The 20069-nt window shown below is 59.6% G+C and carries 15 protein-coding genes and 2 pseudogenes; 13 read left to right on the forward strand and 4 right to left on the reverse strand.

Annotated features, from left to right (window positions below):
* Positions 1 to 102 precede the first annotated feature (102 nt).
* Positions 103 to 792, forward strand: coding sequence for an isochorismatase family protein (locus PM2_RS24430; RefSeq protein WP_009683518.1), 690 nt, complete (start codon positions 103 to 105; stop codon positions 790 to 792).
* A 151-nt stretch (positions 793 to 943) separates the two neighbouring features.
* Positions 944 to 1128 (forward strand): annotated as a pseudogene (locus PM2_RS32160) (helix-turn-helix domain-containing protein); the annotation flags it as partial.
* Between the two features lie 329 nt (positions 1129 to 1457).
* On the opposite strand, the gene PM2_RS24440 reads toward PM2_RS32160, so the two are convergent.
* The 4 genes from PM2_RS24440 to PM2_RS30315 form a co-directional block, all read right to left on the reverse strand.
* Positions 1458 to 1646: a hypothetical protein gene (locus PM2_RS24440; RefSeq protein ID WP_009683519.1), complete on the reverse strand. Its 189-nt coding sequence runs from the start codon at positions 1644 to 1646 to the stop codon at positions 1458 to 1460.
* 56 nt (positions 1647 to 1702) lie between these two features.
* Positions 1703 to 2575 carry a recombination directionality factor gene (locus PM2_RS24445; RefSeq protein WP_028699809.1) on the reverse strand — a complete coding sequence of 291 codons (873 nt, stop codon included), beginning with the start codon at positions 2573 to 2575 and terminating at the stop codon, positions 1703 to 1705.
* 30 nt (positions 2576 to 2605) lie between these two features.
* Positions 2606 to 3574, reverse strand: coding sequence for a DUF932 domain-containing protein (locus tag PM2_RS24450; RefSeq protein ID WP_028699810.1), 969 nt, complete (start codon positions 3572 to 3574; stop codon positions 2606 to 2608).
* Between the two features lie 92 nt (positions 3575 to 3666).
* On the reverse strand, positions 3667 to 3990 hold the full coding sequence (locus tag PM2_RS30315) for a hypothetical protein (RefSeq protein WP_071557913.1): 324 nt from the start codon (positions 3988 to 3990) through the stop codon (positions 3667 to 3669).
* Positions 3991 to 4345: 355 nt separating this feature from the next.
* On the opposite strand from PM2_RS30315, the gene PM2_RS24455 reads away from it, so the two are divergent.
* The 11 genes and pseudogenes from PM2_RS24455 (at position 4346) to PM2_RS24505 (ending at position 19954) form a co-directional block, all read left to right on the forward strand.
* A complete protein-coding gene (locus tag PM2_RS24455; protein ID WP_028699811.1) occupies positions 4346 to 6985 on the forward strand; it encodes a winged helix-turn-helix domain-containing protein in 2640 nt (879 codons plus the stop codon).
* Between the two features lie 182 nt (positions 6986 to 7167).
* Complete coding sequence (locus tag PM2_RS24460; RefSeq protein WP_028699812.1) at positions 7168 to 9246, forward strand: hydantoinase/oxoprolinase family protein; 2079 nt, start codon at positions 7168 to 7170, stop codon at positions 9244 to 9246.
* Between the two features lie 13 nt (positions 9247 to 9259).
* On the forward strand, positions 9260 to 10918 hold the full coding sequence (locus PM2_RS24465) for a hydantoinase B/oxoprolinase family protein (RefSeq protein ID WP_028699813.1): 1659 nt from the start codon (positions 9260 to 9262) through the stop codon (positions 10916 to 10918).
* A 27-nt stretch (positions 10919 to 10945) separates the two neighbouring features.
* Positions 10946 to 12331 (forward strand): aminopeptidase P family protein, encoded by a 1386-nt coding sequence (locus PM2_RS24470; protein ID WP_028699814.1) that lies wholly within the window; start codon positions 10946 to 10948, stop codon positions 12329 to 12331.
* 56 nt (positions 12332 to 12387) lie between these two features.
* Positions 12388 to 13278: a hypothetical protein gene (locus tag PM2_RS24475; RefSeq protein ID WP_033740859.1), complete on the forward strand. Its 891-nt coding sequence runs from the start codon at positions 12388 to 12390 to the stop codon at positions 13276 to 13278.
* A gap of 20 nt (positions 13279 to 13298) precedes the next feature.
* Positions 13299 to 14120: an aspartate/glutamate racemase family protein gene (locus tag PM2_RS24480; protein WP_033740861.1), complete on the forward strand. Its 822-nt coding sequence runs from the start codon at positions 13299 to 13301 to the stop codon at positions 14118 to 14120.
* Positions 14121 to 14266: 146 nt separating this feature from the next.
* The gene (locus PM2_RS24485; RefSeq protein WP_233425964.1) at positions 14267 to 15547 is read left to right on the forward strand and encodes an MFS transporter; all 1281 of its coding nucleotides are present in this window, start codon (positions 14267 to 14269) and stop codon (positions 15545 to 15547) included.
* Between the two features lie 67 nt (positions 15548 to 15614).
* On the forward strand, positions 15615 to 16391 hold the full coding sequence (locus PM2_RS24490; RefSeq protein ID WP_028699818.1) for an avidin/streptavidin family protein: 777 nt from the start codon (positions 15615 to 15617) through the stop codon (positions 16389 to 16391).
* Positions 16392 to 16537: 146 nt separating this feature from the next.
* Positions 16538 to 17629, forward strand: a complete 1092-nt coding sequence (gene psrA, locus PM2_RS24495; RefSeq protein ID WP_028699819.1) for an iron-containing alcohol dehydrogenase PsrA — start codon at positions 16538 to 16540, stop codon at positions 17627 to 17629.
* A gap of 113 nt (positions 17630 to 17742) precedes the next feature.
* Positions 17743 to 19038, forward strand: a pseudogene (locus PM2_RS24500) (MFS transporter).
* 49 nt (positions 19039 to 19087) lie between these two features.
* Entirely contained in the window at positions 19088 to 19954 is an 867-nt protein-coding gene (locus PM2_RS24505; RefSeq protein WP_028699820.1) for a LysR substrate-binding domain-containing protein, read from the forward strand.
* Positions 19955 to 20069 lie beyond the last annotated feature (115 nt).

Genomic DNA, 20069 nt, shown 5'->3' on the forward strand with positions numbered 1-20069 from the left:
AATGAATTGGATGTCATCAGTGGCCGAGATTATCGTGAGTTCCAGGTCAAGGCAAACCTTCCTTGCCGAACCGCTCACAACGACCCACTGGGGAGATTCACTATGTCGCAAGACCTGATGACCATGCTCGAACGCGCCTTCGAAGAATCGACCAAGCTCTACAAGGAGCGTGGCTTCCAGCGCCGTATCGGCTTCGGCAAGCGCCCGGCGCTGATCAACGTCGACCTGGCCAACGCCTGGACCCGCCCAGGCAACCCGTTCACCTGCGAAAAGATCGACGACGAAATCATCCCCGGCGTGCAGCGCCTGATGAAGGTGTTCCGTGCCAACCACTTCCCGATCGTCCACGTCACCACCTGCTACCAGAACACCGACCGCCATGACCCCAACACCGACATGGGCCAGTGGCACAACAAGATCCCGGTGGACGTGGTCAACCAGGCCGATGAGAACCTCTGGGCGATCGACTCGCGCATCGCGCCAGTCGATGGCGAGTTCGTGCTGGTGAAGAAGCGCGCCAGTTCGTTCAGCGGCACCTCGCTGGCCGGGTACCTGCGCTCGGCAGGGGTCGACACCATCCTGGTGACCGGCGTGACGGCCTCGGCTTGCGTGCGTACCACCCTGTGCGACGGCCTGGCCGAAGGCTTCCGCACCATCGCCGTGAAAGAGTGCATCGGCGACCGGGTACCGGGCGCGGTGGCCTGGAACCTGTTTGACATTGATGCCAAGTTCGCCGACGTGGAAACCGTCGACAGCTGCCTGGATTACCTGGCTAGCATTGGCAAACGTTGACCGCCCGGGTGTGACCCGCGCCATGCTGAAGCCGGGCTTCAGCATGGCGCGTTGCGTTTGTCCAGCCGCATGGCTGAAACACACCTGTACGCCAGGCTCATTGATTGCAAGCTAAGCGATTGTTAAGGTCGGTCCTCCCAAGAATCATCATGAGCGTCTGGTCGAGCTGGCAACTATCTTCAACTGCGAAACAGCCGACCTGCTGACCGAGGGAGCTCCCGCCCGGAGGACCAGGCCCGCAGGCTCCATGACCTTCTTTCCCGGCTGACAGCGGCAGACCGTGAGCTTGTCATGGACATGGTGGAGCGCCTGGTTGCCCGGCTCGGCCAGGACTGAGCGCTGAATCATGGCGACTACATGGCGGGCTCGGACGCCTCCTCTGTACCCGGCTCATCGAACAGCGATCCACAGCGCAGGCACAAATACCTGAACCCTCCGAAGTGATATTTGGCGACCCCAGGGTTGGGGTATCTGTGTCCGCCTCCTGAGCCCCCTGCAATGCACTGTCGGCCAGGCTGACCAGCAGGGCGATGCCCTTGGCAACGTCCCGCGTCAGAATGGCCTTGGACTCGCAGATTAAGCATCTGATCATGGTTCCTCGTGGTAATAACGGCCGAATGCACAGCCGCTGGTGATGACTGGTTGGCGGTTGTCGCTGGGGGTTTTCAGCAGGGATTGCCCGGGCGTGGGCAGAGCAATCTGAGCAGGCGATTCAGCATCCAGCAGGCCAGGACCACGGCGAGCAGCAGCGGCGGGAAGCGCAGCATGAGCAAGATGCTCAGCACCACCGTAGCAGCGGCCGCGAGCGCGCCGATGAAGATGAGCAGGTGGAGTAGAAATCGAAGTAGAAGCATAGTGAGTCTCCAAGAAAACCTGCCTGGCCGATGACGGCAGCGCAGGCAGGTGGGATTCAGTGGGGCTGTGAGGCGAGGGCTTCCAGTTTGTCTGCGAGGAATTTGGGCGCCGCCTGTGAATCAACGGGGGCGGTCGAGCTGGCTGGCTCTGGGGCGGTGAAGAACTCCTCGATCACGGCGTGACTGTCTTCTTCGCTGTCCTCAAAGGCGCCATTGCCGAAGCCCCGGCGGGCTGCCTCATCCAGCGCCCCTTGATCGAAGCCGGCGGTTTGCCGTTGCGCCGCGAGCTCGCCCGCCTGCTGCAGAGCTTCAGCCATGCCCATGCCGTTGCGTACCGTGAGGTCGACGTAGAAGATCGGGGTGCCGTGGCTCTGGCGCGTCGACTTGCCGCGTAGGCGCAGCTCCAGCGGCAGGCAGGCCAAGCGATTGCCGGAAATGGCCTGGAAGTAATGTAGCCGGGCTGCCAGGGTGCGGATGCTGTTGAAGCCGGTGGTGCGGAACACGAAGGTGCCCAGCGCATCCTCCTCGCCAATGACCACGTTCAGCCGGCCATAGGGCCTGCAGGCATTACCCTTGGCCAGCGGGCAGGCATCCGGCGAAGGGCAGGGCAGCGATTGCATACCGTCCTGAGTGACGCGCTTGCAGGTTTCGCCATTACCGACGCACAGTGGCCGTCCCGACTGCCGGTCGAACAGGGTGTAGTCGGCGCGAAAGTTCAATTCCGGTTCGTTGAACAGCAGACGTACCGGGATGCTACGCAGCTTGTCGTCCTTGCCCTGACGCAGTTCATCGTTGAGCGGGTGCAACAGCCAGCCATCCCGGCCCTGCACTTGGGACGTGATGGTGAACTGGTCATCCTTCTCCGGAAGACGCTTACCGTTTTTCTCGACGACCTTGCCAATGGAGATGCGACCGAGTGCGGGAGGGATGACCGGGCGCGAGGGTGAGGTAAGCGAGGGTTAAGCGGCGAGCTGAAGCGCGGCATCCAAGGCGCGTTGCTTAATCAGCGCCCCCTGGCCGAACCAGGCCGAATCCATACGGTACTCATTGCTACGCGCACGGCGCTCGTGATCGACGTATTCCGTCACAGCATTGAGCAAACCCCAAGCGGTGCCGCGCGCCGATTCGAGCTGGCTGCCTTGGCCACGCCCCTCGTACAGCTCCTGGACTTTGCGCAGAGCACGCTCGTTGGGCAGTTGCTCCGGCAACACGCCGGTCGGTCTGGTATCGCATAGCACGGACATGAAGAAACCCAATGCCTCATGCCACTGAACCTTGCGTTCGGCTAGTGCACGCATACGGTACATAAAGTCATCCCACTGCGAGACGGCGATCCCTAGCTGCTTTTTTACCATCATGGGATCGAAGCGAGTGCTGTGCGGCACCTTAATCGCTCGGCTGGTGCCGTTCAGGGCTATGGTCAGGGTGTTGTTGCAGACCACGCGCACGGTAGTCGGGGTTGCCGTGGTGGCCAGGGTGCCGTCGCAGGACGTGGCCAGCAGCAGATACCCATTTACCTGGTCGTTGCCCCTGAGCGCGACGCCTTGTCCTGTACGCGCCAGTGCCCAGAGCTTGCGACCTCCTTTGAGCACGCCAGCAGTTTCCAGCTCGTATCCGGAAACTTCGGTGAGGTCGCGGTAGAACTCCAAAACTTCTTGAGGCTGCACGGTGTGGTAACGCTGGGATACCACTGATAGTGGTGCCTTGGTGTCTGAGCGGTAGAGCACTTTCTGTTCCGGGAAAGAGTGGATCGCGCCCAGGTGGCCCGTGACCTCTGATTTGAAATGCACGGGGCTTTCGAGGATCTGCCACTCCATGCCCGCTTCACGTTGCCAAACTTCGATGGGTTGTTTTTGAGTGAGTTGATTGCCCAGACCGTGCCATGGAGTGGCGCCGGCGTAGGCCATGGTTTCGACGAGATGTGCCATGTGAATGATTCCTTTGGGTGCAAAAGGGCTTAAAGCGCTGCGCTAGGCGCAGCACCGTCGGGACGTTGTGAGATGAGGAGAGAGGAGCCGGATTAAGTCGGCAGGTTGAAGCGATGACCGCAGAGCAGACAGAGGTTGTGAGCCAGAACGTGGCGATCTAGCGACTCGCCGAGCTGCGCTCCGAGCGCGCAGCCGCCTACGCCGCCGGCCAGTCCGCCGAGGACGGCGCCTGACACGGAACCGAGAGTGATGCCAAGTGGGCCGCCAAATGCGCCAATTGCAGCGCCAACTTCTGCACCGGTTAAAGCACTGGAGGCGCCGCTGGCAGCGCCACCAATAGAACCAAGAATGCCACCGGCTTTCTTACCGATATCGAGCGTGACGATTTTTGCAGATTTACATGCGGGACAGTTCATGCGAGTTCCTATATCAACCTGTGTAAATGGACAGAGCCGACCTATCGCTAGGTCTTCAAGAAGGTGATATAGGTTTGAAATATCTTTCAGTAGATTTTAAGCATTCTTAAAAGATGATCAGGTAGGCGTTCCGTTTTGGGTCGCCACAACTGTTGAGCAAAGAAAGAGCGGCTGTGGAGTTCTTGTCGGTACCTTGTTCATGCCCTCCGCCTTTTACGACTTGCTGCCCCCCGATCATTGAGGGCCCAGCCTGCGCAAACACCAATTGGCAGCAGCAGGGTAGATCGTCGGTGTCGCTTGACTTTGCTTGAGGCATTCAACATCTTTACGGCCATATTCCACTCGGCTTCGTAGCATGAACGACTCAGAGTTCCACAGTGTCTGGATGTGGATGGGCAAGCTTGCGCCGCCCCAAGCCCAGCTAGAGGCGGTGCCCCGTAAGGATTTGCTGGCGGCGTTACAGTGCAACCAACACAAACCCTTGACACTTGTCGCCTCTGCTCCGGGGTTCGGCAAGACGACTTTGTTGGCGCAATGGCGAGCGTGTCTGTTGCAACAGCACACCGCTGCGCCTACCGCCTGGTTGTCGTTGGACGAAGCCGATGCCGAGGCAAACCGTTTTCTCGCTTATCTGATCTGGGCGCTGGAGGCGGCAGGGCTGGATGTCGGTGGTCTGGCGGCATTGGCGCAGGCGCAAGCGCTGGATGTGCGGCCGCAGCGCACGGTGGCGGCGTTGCTGCAGGTGCTGGCGCGCGACGGGCGTCGGGTGACGCTGATGATGGATGACTATCATCGGGCGGCCAGCAGTGCCGTCGATGAGGTGGTGTTGACGCTGCTGGAGCGCGGTAGCCAATGGCTGCATCTTGTCGTCGCCAGTCGCACCCGTCCCGCCTGGCCGCTGGCGCGGCTCAAATCGCAAGGCCTGGTCTATGAACTGGGTGCGGGCGATCTGACGTTGTCACAGGCTGAAACGGCGCACATTTTCGGCGCAGACTTGGGCGAACCGGCACTGGCCAGTCTGCACCAGCAGACAGAAGGCTGGGCCGTGGCGGTGCAACTGGCCCACCACTGGCTTGCCGGGGCCCATGGCTCGCTGTATGGCTTGCAGTCGTTCTCCGGTCGTGTGGCCGACGTCGCCGAGTATTTGACCGAGCAAATCTTTGAAAACCTGCCTGAGGAATGTCGCGCCTTTTTGCTGGACACGTCATTGCTGGAGCGTTTTAACGCTGAGTTGGCCGATGTTGTCCGTGGACGCGAGGACAGTGCCGCGCTGTTGGCACAACTGTCAGCATTCGATGCCTTGCTGGTACCGCTGGACTCCAGTCGCAGCTGGTTTCGCTACCACATGCTGTTGGCCGATTTCCTGCGCCCGCGACTGGACGGCGCGCGCGCGCAGCGCATCCATCAGGCCGCAGCGCAGTGGCTGGCCGTGCAAACCGACTGGGTGTTGGCGGTCTCCCATGCCTTACGGGCCAAAGATACCGTGTTGGCAGTCAATCTGGTGGTGCGTGCCGGGGGCTGGGAGTTGGTGTTGCGCAAGGGCATCAGTTACGCGCAAAGCCTGCTGCAACAGTTCGATGAGCAGGCGCGCAGCAGTGAGCCGGATCTGTTGCTGATGCAGGCGTATCTCCACGCCAAGCTGGGCAACCGGGCACTGTCGACTGAGCTGTTGCGTTTGGCCCAGGTCGCGGTAGCGGGTGATGAGCGCCTGGAGCGTGATTTCGCCGTCATCCATGCGTTGGCCCAGACCTATTTCGATCAGTTCGTCGATATGCAGGGGTGGCTGGACGGCGCAGGCTGGTCCGGCAGTGCGCTGTCTCTGGCGACCTTGCAATGCGTGGAGACGATAGGTTGTCTGGCCCATGGCGATTTACCCCAAGCCTTGCGCGGAGCTCGCGCAGCGCGGTTGCAGATGCAGATGGTGGTAAGCCCGCTGGGTGAGAATTATTGCCTGATTCATGAAGCACAAGCGTTGGCGCTGAGCGGGGAGGTGGCCGGCGCGGGGCAACTGATTGACGAGGCCCTGGACATGGCCCAGGAAAACTTCGGCAGTGAAAGTTCGCTCAAGGCCGTGGTTGGCTGCTTCAAGGCTCAACACTTGTATTGGCAAGGTGCGTGGGCCGAGGCGCAGCCGTGGATCCGCGAAGGTTGGGACTCGCTTGAGCATACCGACGGCTGGCTTGACGTGTTTGCCGCTACCGCGGAAGTGTCCTGGCGTACCGCCCTGCGTACGCTGGGTGTGCAACCGGCACTGGCCGAGCTGGAAAAACTCGCCCGCATCGCCAACGACAGGCTGCTTGATCGACTGGTGCGCCTGGTGTACGCCTGGCGGATCGACTTGCTGGTGCAGTCGGGTCAGGTGTCCCAGGCCCGTCAGGAGCTGCAACTGCATGGCCTCGACAGCCAGCCTGCCGAAGCACTGGATTGGCGTAATCGTGAGGCCGTCGGTTTGGCCCTCGCGCGCTTGATGTTGGCCAGCGGTGCTTCGGCTGCGGCGCTTGCGCGCTTGCAGCGTGATATCGAGGCGTTGCAGGAAAAAGGCCTGCTGTTGCCGGTGTTGCGCTTGCGCATCATGGCCATGCTCGCTCGTTTCAAGCTGCGCGGTGAAGTGGACCACCAAGAGGTGAGTGACACGCTGTTGCCGGTTGTACGCCAGGGCTTGATGGGGCTGTTGCTAGAGGTGGGGCCGGCGATCCTGCCATTGCTGGACGGCTTACCTGAGGCCTTCGCTGGCATGTCGACGGTGATCACCCGCTTGCGCGGTTGGCGGGCCCATCCGGTACGTCCGCGGGCTCATCTGAGTGCCAAGGAGATGCAGTTGTTGGCGCTGTTGGCTGGCGGTCAATCCAACAAGGCCATCGCGCTGGCATTGGACATTTCTGAAAATACCGTCAAGTTCCACCTCAAGCAGATTTTCCGCAAACTTGAGGTCGACAACCGTGCAGCGGCCATCAGTGCCGCCCTGCGCGAAGGGCTGCTCGACGCCCGCAGGTGACCCGCCTACCCATATGGGTAGGCAACCTCGCTACCCATCCCATACCTACCCTTCGGCAGCATTGAAGCCTGCCTGCGGGGTTCTTAGCATCGATTTCAACAGCGATTCGTTGTCCAAGCGGCAAGGGGTTCGACGCTCCTGTTGCCAATAAAAACAATCATGCTAGGAGATGCACTGTGGGTATGAACGGCAAGACCGTGCGCGTAGCGACCGATGTCGGGGGCACCTTTACCGACCTGGTCTATTTCGAGACAGATCCGGTCAGCGGCCGGCAGACGATCCGCACGGCAAAATCAGACACCACGCCGCCCAATTTCGAGCAGGGCATTATCAATGTGCTGAACAAGGCGGATGTGCGCCTGGACGAGGTGGATTTCCTTGCTCATGGCACGACCGTCGTCATCAATGCCTTGACCGAGCGTCGCGGTGTGCGCACCGGCTTGATCACCACCCAAGGCTTTCGCGACATCCTCGAAATCGCCCGCGCCAACCGCCCGGATTTCTTCAATCTGAAATGGGTGAAACCTGAGCCTTTTGTGCCGCGTCACCTGCGTCGTGAAATTGCCGGACGCATGCATTGCGATGGGCAGGAACGCGAACCGCTGGATCTGAGCGGGCTTGCCCAACTGCTCGACGATTTCCGCCGCGAAGGGGTCGAGGCAATCGCGGTGTGCCTGCTGCATGCCTACGCCAACCCCGAGCACGAGTTGGCCGTGCTGGCGCGAGTGCGGCGTCTATGGCCTGAAGTCTCCGTCGTGGCGTCGCACCAGATCACCCGCGAATGGCGGGAGTATGAGCGCACCAGCACGACGGTCCTGTCGGCCTACGTGCAGCCCATCGCCGCACGCTACCTCAGCGAACTTGAGCACAGCCTGCGGGATGGCGGTTACAAGGCACCGCTCTACGTCATGCAATCGAACTGTGGCGTCGACACGGTCGCCCACGCCCGTGAAATACCGATCACCATGGTTGAATCCGGCCCGGCCAGCGGCTTTTGGGCCGCCGCCGAACTGGGTCGATTGATCAATGAGCCTAACTTGCTCGCCTTGGACATCGGCGGCACCACGGCCAAGTGCTCGCTGATTCGCGAGGGTCAGGTCACGATCAAAACCGACTATTGGATCGAGCGTGATCGCGTCAGCGCCGGCTATCCGATCATGGTGCCGGTGGTGGACCTGGTCGAAATCGGCAACGGCGGTGGTTCGATCGCCTGGGTCGACGAGTTCGACAAGTTGCACGTTGGCCCGCAATCGGCGGGTGCGCAGCCCGGCCCGGCCGCGTATGGCAATGGCGGCACCCGCGCCACCACCACTGACGCCAACCTGGTGCTGGGGCGCATCAACAAGGACTACTTCTGTGGCGGAGAGCTGCAAGCTGACATGCCAGCGGTGGAGCGCGCGCTGGGTGTGCTGGGCGAAGAGCTGGGGTTGTCGAGCGTCGAAATCGCCCGCGGCATCGTGCGTATCGCTAACGACAACATGGTCAATGCCCTGAAGCTGGTGTCCCTCAATCGCGGCTACGACCCGCGCGAATTCACCCTGATCGCCTTTGGTGGCGGTGGTGCCATGCACGCTGTGGCGCTCGGCCAGGAACTGGGCGTGAAGAAGGTGATCATCCCGCGTGGTGCCCCGGTGTTCTCTGCGTGGGGCATGACCATGTCGGACTTGCGCCGGGACATGTTCGTCAACCGCTTCTTTGAGTGCAACCGTGAAGGCGCGCTGGCCGAAGCTCAAGCCTTCCTGGACCAGTTGCTACTGAGTGCCCGTGAACAATTTGCAGAGCAGGCGGTTGCGGCGGATCAGGTCGAGCTCTCGGTTCACTGCAAGTTGCGCTACCAGAACCAGGAGCACTCAGTCGAAGTGCCATTGCTGGCCAACGAACAGATCGCGCTGCACGGGGAGGACATTGCCCAGCGCTTCCACGGGTTGCACGAGCAGCACTACAGCTACCGCCTGGACGCGCCATTGGAAATCGTCGGCTTCCACATCGTCGCAGTGGCCCAGATCGGCAAGCTTGATCTGGACGAACTGCCGGTAACCGGTGCGACGCTGACAGCAGCCCTCAAAGGTCGGCGCCTGGTCGACTATGCACTGGAAGGCCGTCATGAAGCGTGCATCTATGACAACGCCAAACTGGAGCCGGGCATGACCTTTGACGGCCCAGCGGTGATCGAGGATGCGGGGACGACGATTGTCGTGCATCCACGCAACAGCGTGCGCGTCGACAACCTCGGCAACATCCACATCACGATCGGCAACTAACGGGAGCAGGGCGATGAGCAGCGTTGATATTTTTACCCTGGAGATCATCCAGAACTCGCTTCAAGCAATTGCTGATGAGATGTTTGCGGCCATGCGCAAGGCGGCCATGAGCCCGGTGATCTACGAAGTGCTCGATATGGGCACCGGCATCACCGACGCCCAGGGCAACATCGCGAGTTCCGGCGCGGGCATCCCGGCCTTTGTCGGGGTGCTCGACAAGGCGGTACGGCAGATCCTCAACGAGCACGCCGAGCCGGGTGATATCGAGGACGGCGATGTCTTTATCACCAACGATCCGCACAGCGGTGGGGTCACTCACCTCAACGATGTGGTGCTGGCCATGCCGGTGTTCGCCGACGGTCAGATCATTGCCTGGACCGCGAACATCGCCCATTGGAACGATGTCGGCGGTATGGTGCCTGGCTCGTTGTCCACCGAGGCGACGGAGATTTTCCAGGAGGGCTTGCGTCTGGCCTCGGTGAAACTGATTGGCAAAGGCCAACCGATCCGATCGGTCCTGCAGATTCTGCGGGCCAACACGCGTATGCCCGACTTTATGGAAGGCGATCTGTGGGCGGCCATCGCGGCAGCGCGGGGTGGCGCTGCGCGGATTGTCGAGTTGAGTAAAAAGTACGGCACGCAGTTGTTCCTAAGCGCGGTCGAGGACTTCATGACTCTGGGTGAGAAGGTCTCGCTCAGGGCATTGCTGGACGCGCCGCGTGGCCGCTTCAGCATGGAAGAAGTCCAGGATGATGGCCAGGTATTTAAGGTCGTGGTGGACATCACCGAGACGCAGATGACCGTCGATCTGCGTGACAACCCGGCGCAGGCGGTTGGCCCTACCAACTTGAGTCGCGACGGCACCGTGGTTGCGGCACAGATGGCCTTCAAGGCGGTCACAGCACCGCAGGGCGTGACCAACGGCGGTACATTCCGCCCGCTGCAGGTGTTGACCCGGCCAGGTTCGCTGTTCGATGCCCAGGCCCCTGCGGCCGAAGGTTTTTACTTCGAGAACCTGATCCGCGTGCATGATCTGATCCTGCGCTGCCTGGCCCGGCAGATGCCTGAGCGCTTGCCGGCGGGTAATTTCGCTTCGGTTTGCGCCACCATCATTGGCGGTGTGCACCCCGACACGGGGCGCACGTTCACTTTGGTTGAACCGGAGATTGGCGGCTGGGGGGCAGAGCAGGGGCGTGATGGTAACAATGCGGTTTATTCGGGCCTGCACGGCGAAACCTATAACTGTCCGGTCGAAGTCTGCGAAGCGCGCTATGGACTGTACGTTGAGTGCATGACCCTGAACGATGAGCCGGGAGGGCATGGCCAGTACCGAGGCGGCCAGGGCATCCGCATCGATTACCGGGTGCGTTCCGAGGGGACATTCCTCACCTGTGGTTACACCCGCTCCGTTGTAGCCCCGTGGGGACTTGAAGGGGGCGCCGAGGGTTCGCCCAACTATATCGAAGTGGTGCGCAAAGACGGCCGCAGCGAACGACACGCCATGGCCAGCGGGGTGATGTTGAGCGCCGGTGACATCGTTCGTGTTCGCACGGGGGCAGGCGGAGGCTATGGCGATCCGGCGTTGCGCAGTCGCGAGGCGGTTATCGAGGATCTGAAGAACGGCTACCTCAGCACCGAGACCGCCAGTGCCGTTTATGGCGTGCGGGCTTGAAAAGGCTTGAGTCGGGAGACCTGAACCATGTTTTCGAAACACACCTACATTCAGCGTCGGCAAGCGTTGCGCGAGCGCTTGAGCGGTGGCCTTGTGTTGCTCCCCGGCAACCTCGATGCGCCGATCAACTTCGCCCATAACGTCTATCCGTTTCGCCAGGACAGCAGTTTTGCGTACTTTTTTGGTGTCAGCAGACCAGGGCTCAATGGGCTCATCGACCTTGATGACGGTGGCGAAAGTGTTTTTGCCGACGAGGTCAGCCTTGATGACAGTATTTGGGTAGGCACTGGAATCTCCCTGGCCCAGCAATGTGCGGCGGCGGGTTGCAGTACCTTGCAACCCTCGGCCGACTTGCAGGCGGTTGTCGGCAAGGCACTTAAGCAAGGTCGCAACGTTCATTACCTACCGCCATATCGTGCTGAAACCACCGTGTTGCTGGCCCGGCTGCTGGGGCTCTCAGCCGATGAAGTCGCCGCCCACGCCTCGCCAACGTTGATCGCGGCGGTGGTTGGCCTGCGTGAAATCAAGGACGCCGGTGAAATCGAGCAGATCGATCGAGCCCTGGGGGTGGCCAACGAAATGCACCTGGCCGCGATGAGGACGACCCGACCTGGGGTGTTGGAGCGTGAAATCGTTGCGGCAATGCGTGGCGTGTTAGGACGTCACGGGTTGCAGGAGGCCTATCAACCCGTGTTCACCCGACATGGCGAGATTCTGCATAACCTTGAGTACGGCAATCGTCTGGAGGCCGGCGACCTGGTGGTGAACGATGCCGGGGCATCCAGCTTGCTGGGCTATGCCAGCGACGTTACCCGCACACTGCCGGTGAGCGGGCGGTTCCTCCCGCACCAGCGTGAGTTGTACGAACTGCTGGTACGGGTCCAGGAAGATGCCATTGCGACGATGCGCCCGGGTATTGCGTTTGCAGAGGTGCACCGGCTTGCAGCGCTGCGCATGGTCGAGGGTATGACCGAGCTGGGCTTCTTCAAGGGCGACGCGGCGCAGGTGGTGGAATCGGGCGCTTACGCTCTGTGCTTTCCCCATGGACTGGGGCACCAGCTGGGGTTGGATGTCCATGACATGGAAGCCTTGGGCGAAGACTGCGTGGGCTATGACAAGGCCGTTTCGCGCAGCCGTCTTTTCGGTCTGTGCAACCTGCGCATGGGCAAGCGCTTGCAGGTGGGCATGGTGCTGACGGTGGAACCCGGGATCTACTTTATCCCGGGCCTGATCGAGCAGTGGCAGGCAGAAAAGCGTCATGCAGGGCTGATCTGTTTTGAGCGCTTCAAGGCCTATTGCGGTTTCGGCGGTATGCGCGTCGAGGACGTGGTCACGGTCAGTGCACACGCGGCCAGGGTGCTGGGGCCGTCAACGCCCAAACACACGGACGATATCGAAGCCGCGATGTCGTGAGTGAAGGCGGTCGGGCACGGCCGCCCATTACAAGAGCAACAACAAGAGAATAAGTGATGAAACTTCGCAAATTGTCGTGCTTAGGCGCGCTGGGTCCGCTCGGCCTGACGTTGAGCCAGGTTACCCCGGCGCAGGCCGATCAGTTCATCGGCTTCGCCCAGCCAGGTGTTCCAGGTTCCTGGGCGCTTGAGTCATTTCCGGTGATTAATCGCACCGCCGAAGGCGATGTCCGGGTCTCCTCCAACACCGTGCTGGCTTACTTCACCGAAACCGGGCTGACCGGCACGCAACGGGACCAATGGGAATTCTGGGTAGGCGCCATACCTGGCTACACCGACACCGATGCAGGCGGTGGCAAGAGTGGTTGGGACATTGCCGCACCCAATATCGGCATCGAGTACTACTACAACATCGTCGAACCTACTGCACCGTGGGGGTCGCCAGACTATGTGACGTTTTGGACCAGTCCGACCCTGATGGTCGAGTTTCCTAACGGCAACCATGACACCGAGGGCTACGGCGCAGGTTACAACCGTTACGCCTATAGCTTGAGCATTGCCAACTATTTGCAGGTCGGGAAATTCGGCGTGACCTTCACACCCGTTGGCATCTACTACGCCGAAAAAAACCGCAACGCCACGGACTTCGGTGAGGGCGACCCTAAACACCTGCGCGGTGGGGTGAGCCTATGGCTGGCCGATATCGCCGCGGGCTATCTGGTCACCGACGACCTGTGGCTTGGAGTACACCACGTCTACAACATCAACAACCGCTCGGCCTCGGATTTTGAAGAGTCGCGAGAAGGCAAGGTTGGGCCGTCCATGACGTACACCGGCTGGGCCAAGCAGGGCGTTTTTGTCTCGGCCAACCTGAACTTCGATTACTACCACACCGACAACCTGCCGTACTCCAACTCGCTGACCATGGCATTGGTCAAGAGCTTCTAGCCTCTGAAGGAATTAAAGAAATGAGCACATTCTTGACCTCTGCCGAGCCGCAGGATGTTCCAGTTTGCGTGCGTTGGCTGAACCCCATCGGTAACGCCACCTTCGATGAACCCATTGCCCAGCTGCTGCGCTCGATCAAGCAGCCTTCCACCCAGGTCGAGGTGATCTCCCTGGACATGCACCCCAGCCCTACACACCTGGAGTACCGCAGTTACGAGGCGTTGATCTATGAGCGCAGCGTGCGGATTGCCAGAGATTGTGCCGAGAGCAACGTCGATGCCCTAGTGTTGGGCTGTTTCTATGATCCGGTCCTTGATGATGCCCGTGAGATCTCAGGTCAAACCGTTGTCGTCGGCCCTTGCCAGGCGAGCCTGCAGGTGGCGGCCAATCTGGCCAATCGCTACTCGATCATCGTAGGGCGCAACAAGTGGATCGAGCAGATGAGTGCACGCGTTCGCGCATGTGGCGCTGGCGACCGGCTGGCTTCGATGCGCCCATTGGGGATGGGCGTCGACGAGTTCCAGCGTGACCACGCGCTGACCCGCCGGCGCATCATCGAGCAGGCCCGGCGCGCAGTCGAGGAAGACGGTGCCGAAGCCATCATCCTCGGCTGCACCATTGAGTTTGGCTTCTTCGAACAGGTGCAAGCGCAGATTGGCGTTCCGGTCATTGACCCGGTGGTAGCAGCATTCAAGGTCGCTGAGTCGCTGGCAGGGATGAAGCGCCGATTTGGTTGGGTGCCGAGTCGGGTAGGCAGCTGTGAGCCGCCGCCAGAAGTCGAAATTCAAGCATTCGGTTTGTTCCAAAGCCCAGTGCCCATCGGTAACTGCGTCAAGGCCTGATCCACTACCGTGAGCAGAGCCCGGCCAGTTGCCGGCTCTGCCGCTTTTTAGGATGACCGTTCATGAGCCAACTTTCCTCAGCCATTACTACAGAACCCACCGCTACACATAACCGCAGCGCGCAACCGGGGCTTTCCGTAGGCCAGGTGTTCGAGAACTTCCCGCTGACGCGGGAGCACCTGAAAAGCTGTCTGGGATTGTTCTTTGTGTTCGCCATCGAAGCCTGGGAGATGATGATCATCGTCTACACAGCGCTTTTGATCGGCAAGGATTTTCAACTCGACGCGCTGGCAACCGGCAACCTGATCGGTGCCATTTTTGTCGGCATGCTTATTGGCTCATTGGTATGGGGCAGGCTCTCCGAGCGGCTTGGGCGCAAGCGCTCGATTATCTTGAGTATGGTGATGTATGGCGCCATTTCGCTGCTGAGTGCTTTCGCACCCAATTACCCGGTGTTTTATCTGTTGCGTTTGCTCAGCGGGGTCGCAGCCGTCGGTATGCTGGTAGTGACCTTTGCCCATTTCGAAGAGCTATTGCCGGTGAAGGTGCGCGGCGCCTGTACGGTCTATCTAACCTCGGGTTGGCCGGTTGGCGTGCTGCTGGCACTGGGCGCGACGGTCTGGCTGATGCCGTTGGGCTGGCGAACCATTATTGCCGTCAGTTCGTTGGGTAGCCTCTGGGCCATTGCGGTTGCCTATTGGGTGCCGGAGTCGCCGTACTGGCTGGCATCGGTTGGTCGCCAGGCCGAGGCGCGTGCGGTCATCGCCAGGCTCAGCCGAGGGGCGGTCCAGTTACCCAGCGGATACGAACTGCGGGTTGAAAAAACCTTGCGAGGTACCCACCGCGAATTGTTTTCTGCGGGTATGGGCAAAACCAGCCTGCTGCAGATCGCGGTCAACTTCACCTTTTCCTGGGGTTACTGGGGGCTGCAAACGTGGTTGCCGACGTTGCTGCAGCAGCGCGGTTTGAGCTTGCCGCAAAGCTATGGGTTCATTGCCTTCTCGGCGCTTTGCATGATCCCCGGCTACATGATGGCGTCGTACCTCACCAGCCGTCTGGGGCGCAAAAAGGTCGTGGTGTCGTTCATCGGCGCGGCGGTTCTGGCGGGGTACGGCTTCGCCAATGCGCAAACGCTGGAAACGCTCTATCTGAGTAATTTCGCCCTGGCATTTTTCAGCATGGGCGCCTGGGGCGTGTGGGACACCTGGGTCGGTGAACTGTATCCCACGCGTTTGCGCGTGCTGGGCTATAGCTGGGCGGTTTTCTCTCAGCGGGTGGCGAACATTCTGGCGCCGAGCCTGATCGGCGTGCTAGTGGCCTTCGGCACCTCATTCAACATGACCACCACCCTGATCAATGGCTTCATGCTGGCGAGCGTATTGCTGGCGCTGTTGATCCCCGAGACCGAGGGTGAGCGATTGCATTGATGGCGCGGTGAGCCAACCTACGGGTCGCTGCCCGCGGCAGCGACGCTTCAGATTCAAGGAGAACTACATGTCAGCAGCAGGCACCTGGATAAACGAATACGGCTCGATCATGACCTTGGTGAGCGTAGGTAATAGCTTAAGGGGCGTGTACCAATCGTCGACTGGCTCTGTCGGTACGTATGAAGTGTTCGGTATACAGACCGCAGAAGCCGCGACAACATTGCAAGGGCAGCCATTGGCATTGGCTATTTCCTGGCATTCAATCGATGAGGCAGTCGCAGACCCAAGCTGGCATTGGAGCTCTGGCTTGTGCGGCCAGATCAGTTATCAGGATGGCCAGGAAGTCATGGTATTGGCGCACGCTCTGGTGGCCTCAAGCGATTTTCCTGAGGTGTCAGGGGTGGGAACCTACCTCGATAAATTGACGTACAGACGAGTGTCGCCGCAAGCATTCGATCTGGTGCTCAATGACCACCACGAAACACTGGAAAATGCGTTGGCGGGTAGATGGTTGGCCTCTGATGGCAGCCTGACGTTGCGCGTGGACGCCATTCGCGACAGTCGGCTTGGCTTTGTTTCGGGCAGCATTGCTTCGCAGTTCGGCACGCATGAAATCATCGGTTTCACTGATTTACATGCGTCCACTGCTGACCTTCCCCAGCAGTCCGTTACCTTGGTCGCCGCTACGTCAGCAGCGCAGGTGATGGCGCTGTCAGGCACCCTCGATACATTGGTAGACCGGCTGAGCTTACTGGAAATGACAAGTGCACCGACGGCACCAAGTTCTACTTATTGCCAGACCCAGGTGACCTCGACGGTTTACAACCGGTATCTCGCTCAATGACTCTTTTTCGCCGGCCCCCCCCCAGGCCGCAGACGCCATGTAATCGGTTGAGCCGATAGAGACCTTCAAACAATCGATTTGAGCTATGTGGCCGTGGCGCTGAGTATGACGACACCTTCCAACAACAATAAAACCAAGGAGTCGTCATGACTGCTCGTTTCCACAACCCGGTCGATACGCGCTACGGCTATGGCAGCCTGAAGGAACTGGTTTCCCTCACCGAACAGCAGAAAGTCGCGCTGGTCATTTTTCCGGAAGCTCGTGGCCTGGGACTCTTGGAACGCATTCAGGGGCTGCTGGGCGACCGCCTGGTGTACATCATCGAAGATGTCCAGCCTAACCCGGATGTGGCTCAGTTGCGCGGCACTTATGAGCGCTTCTGGCGTGAGGCTGCCGATTGTGAAACCGTGATCGCCGTTGGTGGTGGTAGTGCCATTGACACTGCGAAAGCGCTGATCGTAGGCACCGAAAGCGGCACCTTTGATGAGTTACTAGGATTGCTGGCAACAGGTAAGCCTTTCGTGCCTGCTCGGAGTAAAGCACTGATTGCAGCACCTACCACCGCCGGAACTGGCAGTGAAGTAACCCCGTGGGCGACGATATGGGATAACGCCAGCCAAAAGAAGTACTCGCTGCACCTCGACTGCACCTGGCCCAAGGTTGCCATCATTGACCCAGAATTGATGTTGACCGTGCCGGCTGGCGTGACGGTCTCAACCGGTTTGGACGCGTTGTCTCATGCTCTGGAGTCGATTTGGAACGTCAATGCCAATCCCGTCTCGGATAACTTCGCCATTTCGGCGATTCGCGACATCCTCGAGTGCTTGCCGCAGCTGTATCGTGATCTCTCCAACGAGGAGTTGCGTTCGCGCATGGCGCTGGCTGCGCTTAAGGCTGGCATGGCTTTCTCCAATACCAAAACGGCACTTGCTCACTCCATTTCCTACGAAATGACCCTGCGCTATGGGCTGCCTCATGGCATCGCCTGTTCCTTCACGCTGCCGCTGGTCCTGGGCTTGGCCTGGGGCCGGGATGAAGCGCGCGACCGTACCCTGCAACAAGTATTTGGCAGCGACCTCAGTACCGCGCAGTCGCAACTGCGAGCGTTCCTTCACGCTTTGCAGGTAAAGACCGAGTTTACCGACTATGGCGTGTCGGCCCAGGAGGCGGAAGAAATCATCGCGTTTGCCATGCAAGGCGCGCGAGGCAAGAACTTCATCGGCGCTCAAGTTGCCTAGGGTCGAATTTCCATTAGCTGCGGCGTTTGTTGCAGCGCTTTCCTGATGCACCAAAAAAGAGTGCCACCCCCGCCTGCTAACGGCTGGTGGGAACGAATAAAAAGGAAAACATCATGAATCGTGCCGACACCCTGTCCGGTCTTGCAGTGCCGACGTCATCTTTCCGCGTGGCTCAATGGCGCATGCTATTGGCTGCTATGTTGTGCTACCTGTTCTTCTATACCGGGCGACAAACCTTCGGTTTTGCCATCCCCGGCATTCAGGCTGAGTTTGGTTTTACCAAAGAAACGCTGGGCTGGGCATCGGCCGCCATGCTGTGGGCGTATGCCATCGGTCAGGCCATCAATGGCAATCTTGCCGATAAGTTCGGCGGCCGGCGCATCATGAGTCTGGGCGCGGTACTGTCCTGTGGCGCCAACTGGGTAACCAGTTTCGCCGGCGGCCTCGCCAGCCTGATCCTGCCATGGGGTATCAACGGTTACTTCCAAGCATTGAGCTGGGCGCCGGGTAGCCGCTTGCTCTCGAACTGGTGGAGCGCCGGCGAACGCGGCAAGGTCTATGGCTTCTATGTATTCGCCGCCGGCTGTGCATCGGTACTGTCTTACATCACCTCGATCGTTGTCCTGGAGATCTTCCAGCTCGAGTGGCGGTGGATCTTCCGTCTGCCCGTTTTGTTGATGCTGGCAGGTGGCATCCTGTTCTACCTGGTCGCTCGTGAACGTCCGCAGGACCTCGGCTTTGAACCACTTGCCGACACCGGTGTGGCCAATGCTGGCGATAAGGACCACGAAGTTGCCGACGGTGAAGTGGAAACTTCGGCGCAGCGTTACAAAGCTGTGCTGAAAAACTTCCGTCTGATTATTGCGGCTGTATCCCTTGGCTTCCAGAACGCCGCCCGCTATGGCTTGATCGTCTGGGTGCCGGTGCACTTCATGGGCGCTGACTGGAAACATGGTGACGGCTTCATCGACCCCTAAATGGATCACCGTTGCATTGCCGGTAGGCATGGCAGTCGGTGCACTGAGCAATGGTTGGGTATCCGACAAGCTGTTTGGCTCCAAGCGTTATCTGGCGATCATGCTCTACATGTTCCTCGGCGCTGCAACCAGCCTGTGGATGTGGAGTCTGCCTGCCCACAGCGGTATTGGTCTGGTAGCCCTGTTCCTTTGCGGCTTCTTCGTCTACGGCCCTGCTTCCAGCTTCTGGGCACTGTGTCCTGATCTGGTCGGTGCCAAACGTGCTGGCACAGCCACCGGATTATGAACTTCTCTTCCTACCTGTTCGCAGGCCTGGCGGAGCCGCTGATTGGCGCAATGCTCGACAGCACCGGTAACACCTCGCTGATCTTTATCGTAGTGACTGCGGCCTGTCTTTCCAGCGCAACCGTAGCCCTGTTCATCCGGCGCTAAAGTCTAGACCTTATACAACGACGCTGACTCGCTCATCTAGGCGCCTCTTATGTATCAATACAATGAGTGGTTCCGTTCCTTCCACACCGTGGCGAGGACGGGCAGTTTCGCCCTCGCCGCTGAGTACCTGAGCGTCGGTCGGCCGACTGTTAGCGAACAAGTCAGTGCTCTTGAGGAGAAATTCGCGGTGGAGCTTTTCCACCGCGACGGGCGCCGCTTCGAGCTTAGCCCGGTTGGCCGTCAACTGTTCGCAATCACCCAGGGACTGTTCGAGCAAGAGGAGCTAGCGGTGCAGGTTTTCACTACCTTGGGGCAGCATAAGAAAGAAGCGCTGCGCTTGGGAGCCGTTTCACCACCGGTGGCTATGAACATTATCTATTCGTTCATGCAACGCCACCCTGATATCGAACTGGAGACTTCGTTCAATACCGAAAGGGCAACCTTGGAACGTTTGATCAATCTTGATATCGACGCAGCGATTCTTGCCCATTCTGATTTCGATCCACGCCTCGACACACAGTTGTATCGAAGATATCCGATCGTAGCGGTTGTTCGTGATGACCATCCTTGGGCCAGGTTGGGCGAGGTGAGTATCAGACAGATCAGCGGTGAGAGGCTGGTATTGCGCGAATCACAATCACGGACCCGACAGCGGCTCGAAGACTACTGCCTGCAGCACGGTGTAACACTCAATTGTGTGATGCAGTTGAACAGCCGTGAGGCGATAACCCACGCGATCATGCAAAACATTGGAATCGGCTTCGTCTCCGCGGTGGAATATGTCGAGTTACCCGGGACATGCGCAATCAGCTTTATCGATGAACCGCTACAGATCGAATACTACTTGTGCTGTTTGCGCATTTGTCGTCAACGGCCGCTAATTGAAAAGCTATTCAAAGGTGCTAGCGCTGTTTAGTCGTTGCGTTAACGCCTGTATCCAACCCTGTAACATGGCTAATGCTCTTCGGGGTGGGCCATTCAAAAACTAAGTGGAGTACCAATATGAACTACAAACAACCGACCCACCTTAA

It is taken from the genome of Pseudomonas monteilii NBRC 103158 = DSM 14164, assembly GCF_000730605.1.
GTDB lineage: Bacteria > Pseudomonadota > Gammaproteobacteria > Pseudomonadales > Pseudomonadaceae > Aquipseudomonas > Aquipseudomonas monteilii.

Excerpts from the sequence above, each read along its gene's own strand:
- PM2_RS24440 (WP_009683519.1), bottom strand. The coding sequence starts at position 1,646 with ATGCTTCTACTTCGATTTCTACTCCACCTGCTCATCTTCATCGGCGCG.
- PM2_RS24490 (WP_028699818.1), top strand. The coding sequence starts at position 15,615 with ATGTCAGCAGCAGGCACCTGGATAAACGAATACGGCTCGATCATGACC.
- PM2_RS24465 (WP_028699813.1), top strand. The coding sequence starts at position 9,260 with ATGAGCAGCGTTGATATTTTTACCCTGGAGATCATCCAGAACTCGCTT.
- PM2_RS24460 (WP_028699812.1), top strand. The coding sequence starts at position 7,168 with ATGAACGGCAAGACCGTGCGCGTAGCGACCGATGTCGGGGGCACCTTT.
- PM2_RS24505 (WP_028699820.1), top strand. The coding sequence starts at position 19,088 with ATGTATCAATACAATGAGTGGTTCCGTTCCTTCCACACCGTGGCGAGG.
- PM2_RS24430 (WP_009683518.1), top strand. The coding sequence starts at position 103 with ATGTCGCAAGACCTGATGACCATGCTCGAACGCGCCTTCGAAGAATCG.
- PM2_RS24480 (WP_033740861.1), top strand. The coding sequence starts at position 13,299 with ATGAGCACATTCTTGACCTCTGCCGAGCCGCAGGATGTTCCAGTTTGC.
- PM2_RS30315 (WP_071557913.1), bottom strand. The coding sequence starts at position 3,990 with ATGAACTGTCCCGCATGTAAATCTGCAAAAATCGTCACGCTCGATATC.
- psrA (WP_028699819.1), top strand. The coding sequence starts at position 16,538 with ATGACTGCTCGTTTCCACAACCCGGTCGATACGCGCTACGGCTATGGC.
- PM2_RS24470 (WP_028699814.1), top strand. The coding sequence starts at position 10,946 with ATGTTTTCGAAACACACCTACATTCAGCGTCGGCAAGCGTTGCGCGAG.
- PM2_RS24450 (WP_028699810.1), bottom strand. The coding sequence starts at position 3,574 with ATGGCACATCTCGTCGAAACCATGGCCTACGCCGGCGCCACTCCATGG.
- PM2_RS24475 (WP_033740859.1), top strand. The coding sequence starts at position 12,388 with ATGAAACTTCGCAAATTGTCGTGCTTAGGCGCGCTGGGTCCGCTCGGC.
- PM2_RS24455 (WP_028699811.1), top strand. The coding sequence starts at position 4,346 with ATGAACGACTCAGAGTTCCACAGTGTCTGGATGTGGATGGGCAAGCTT.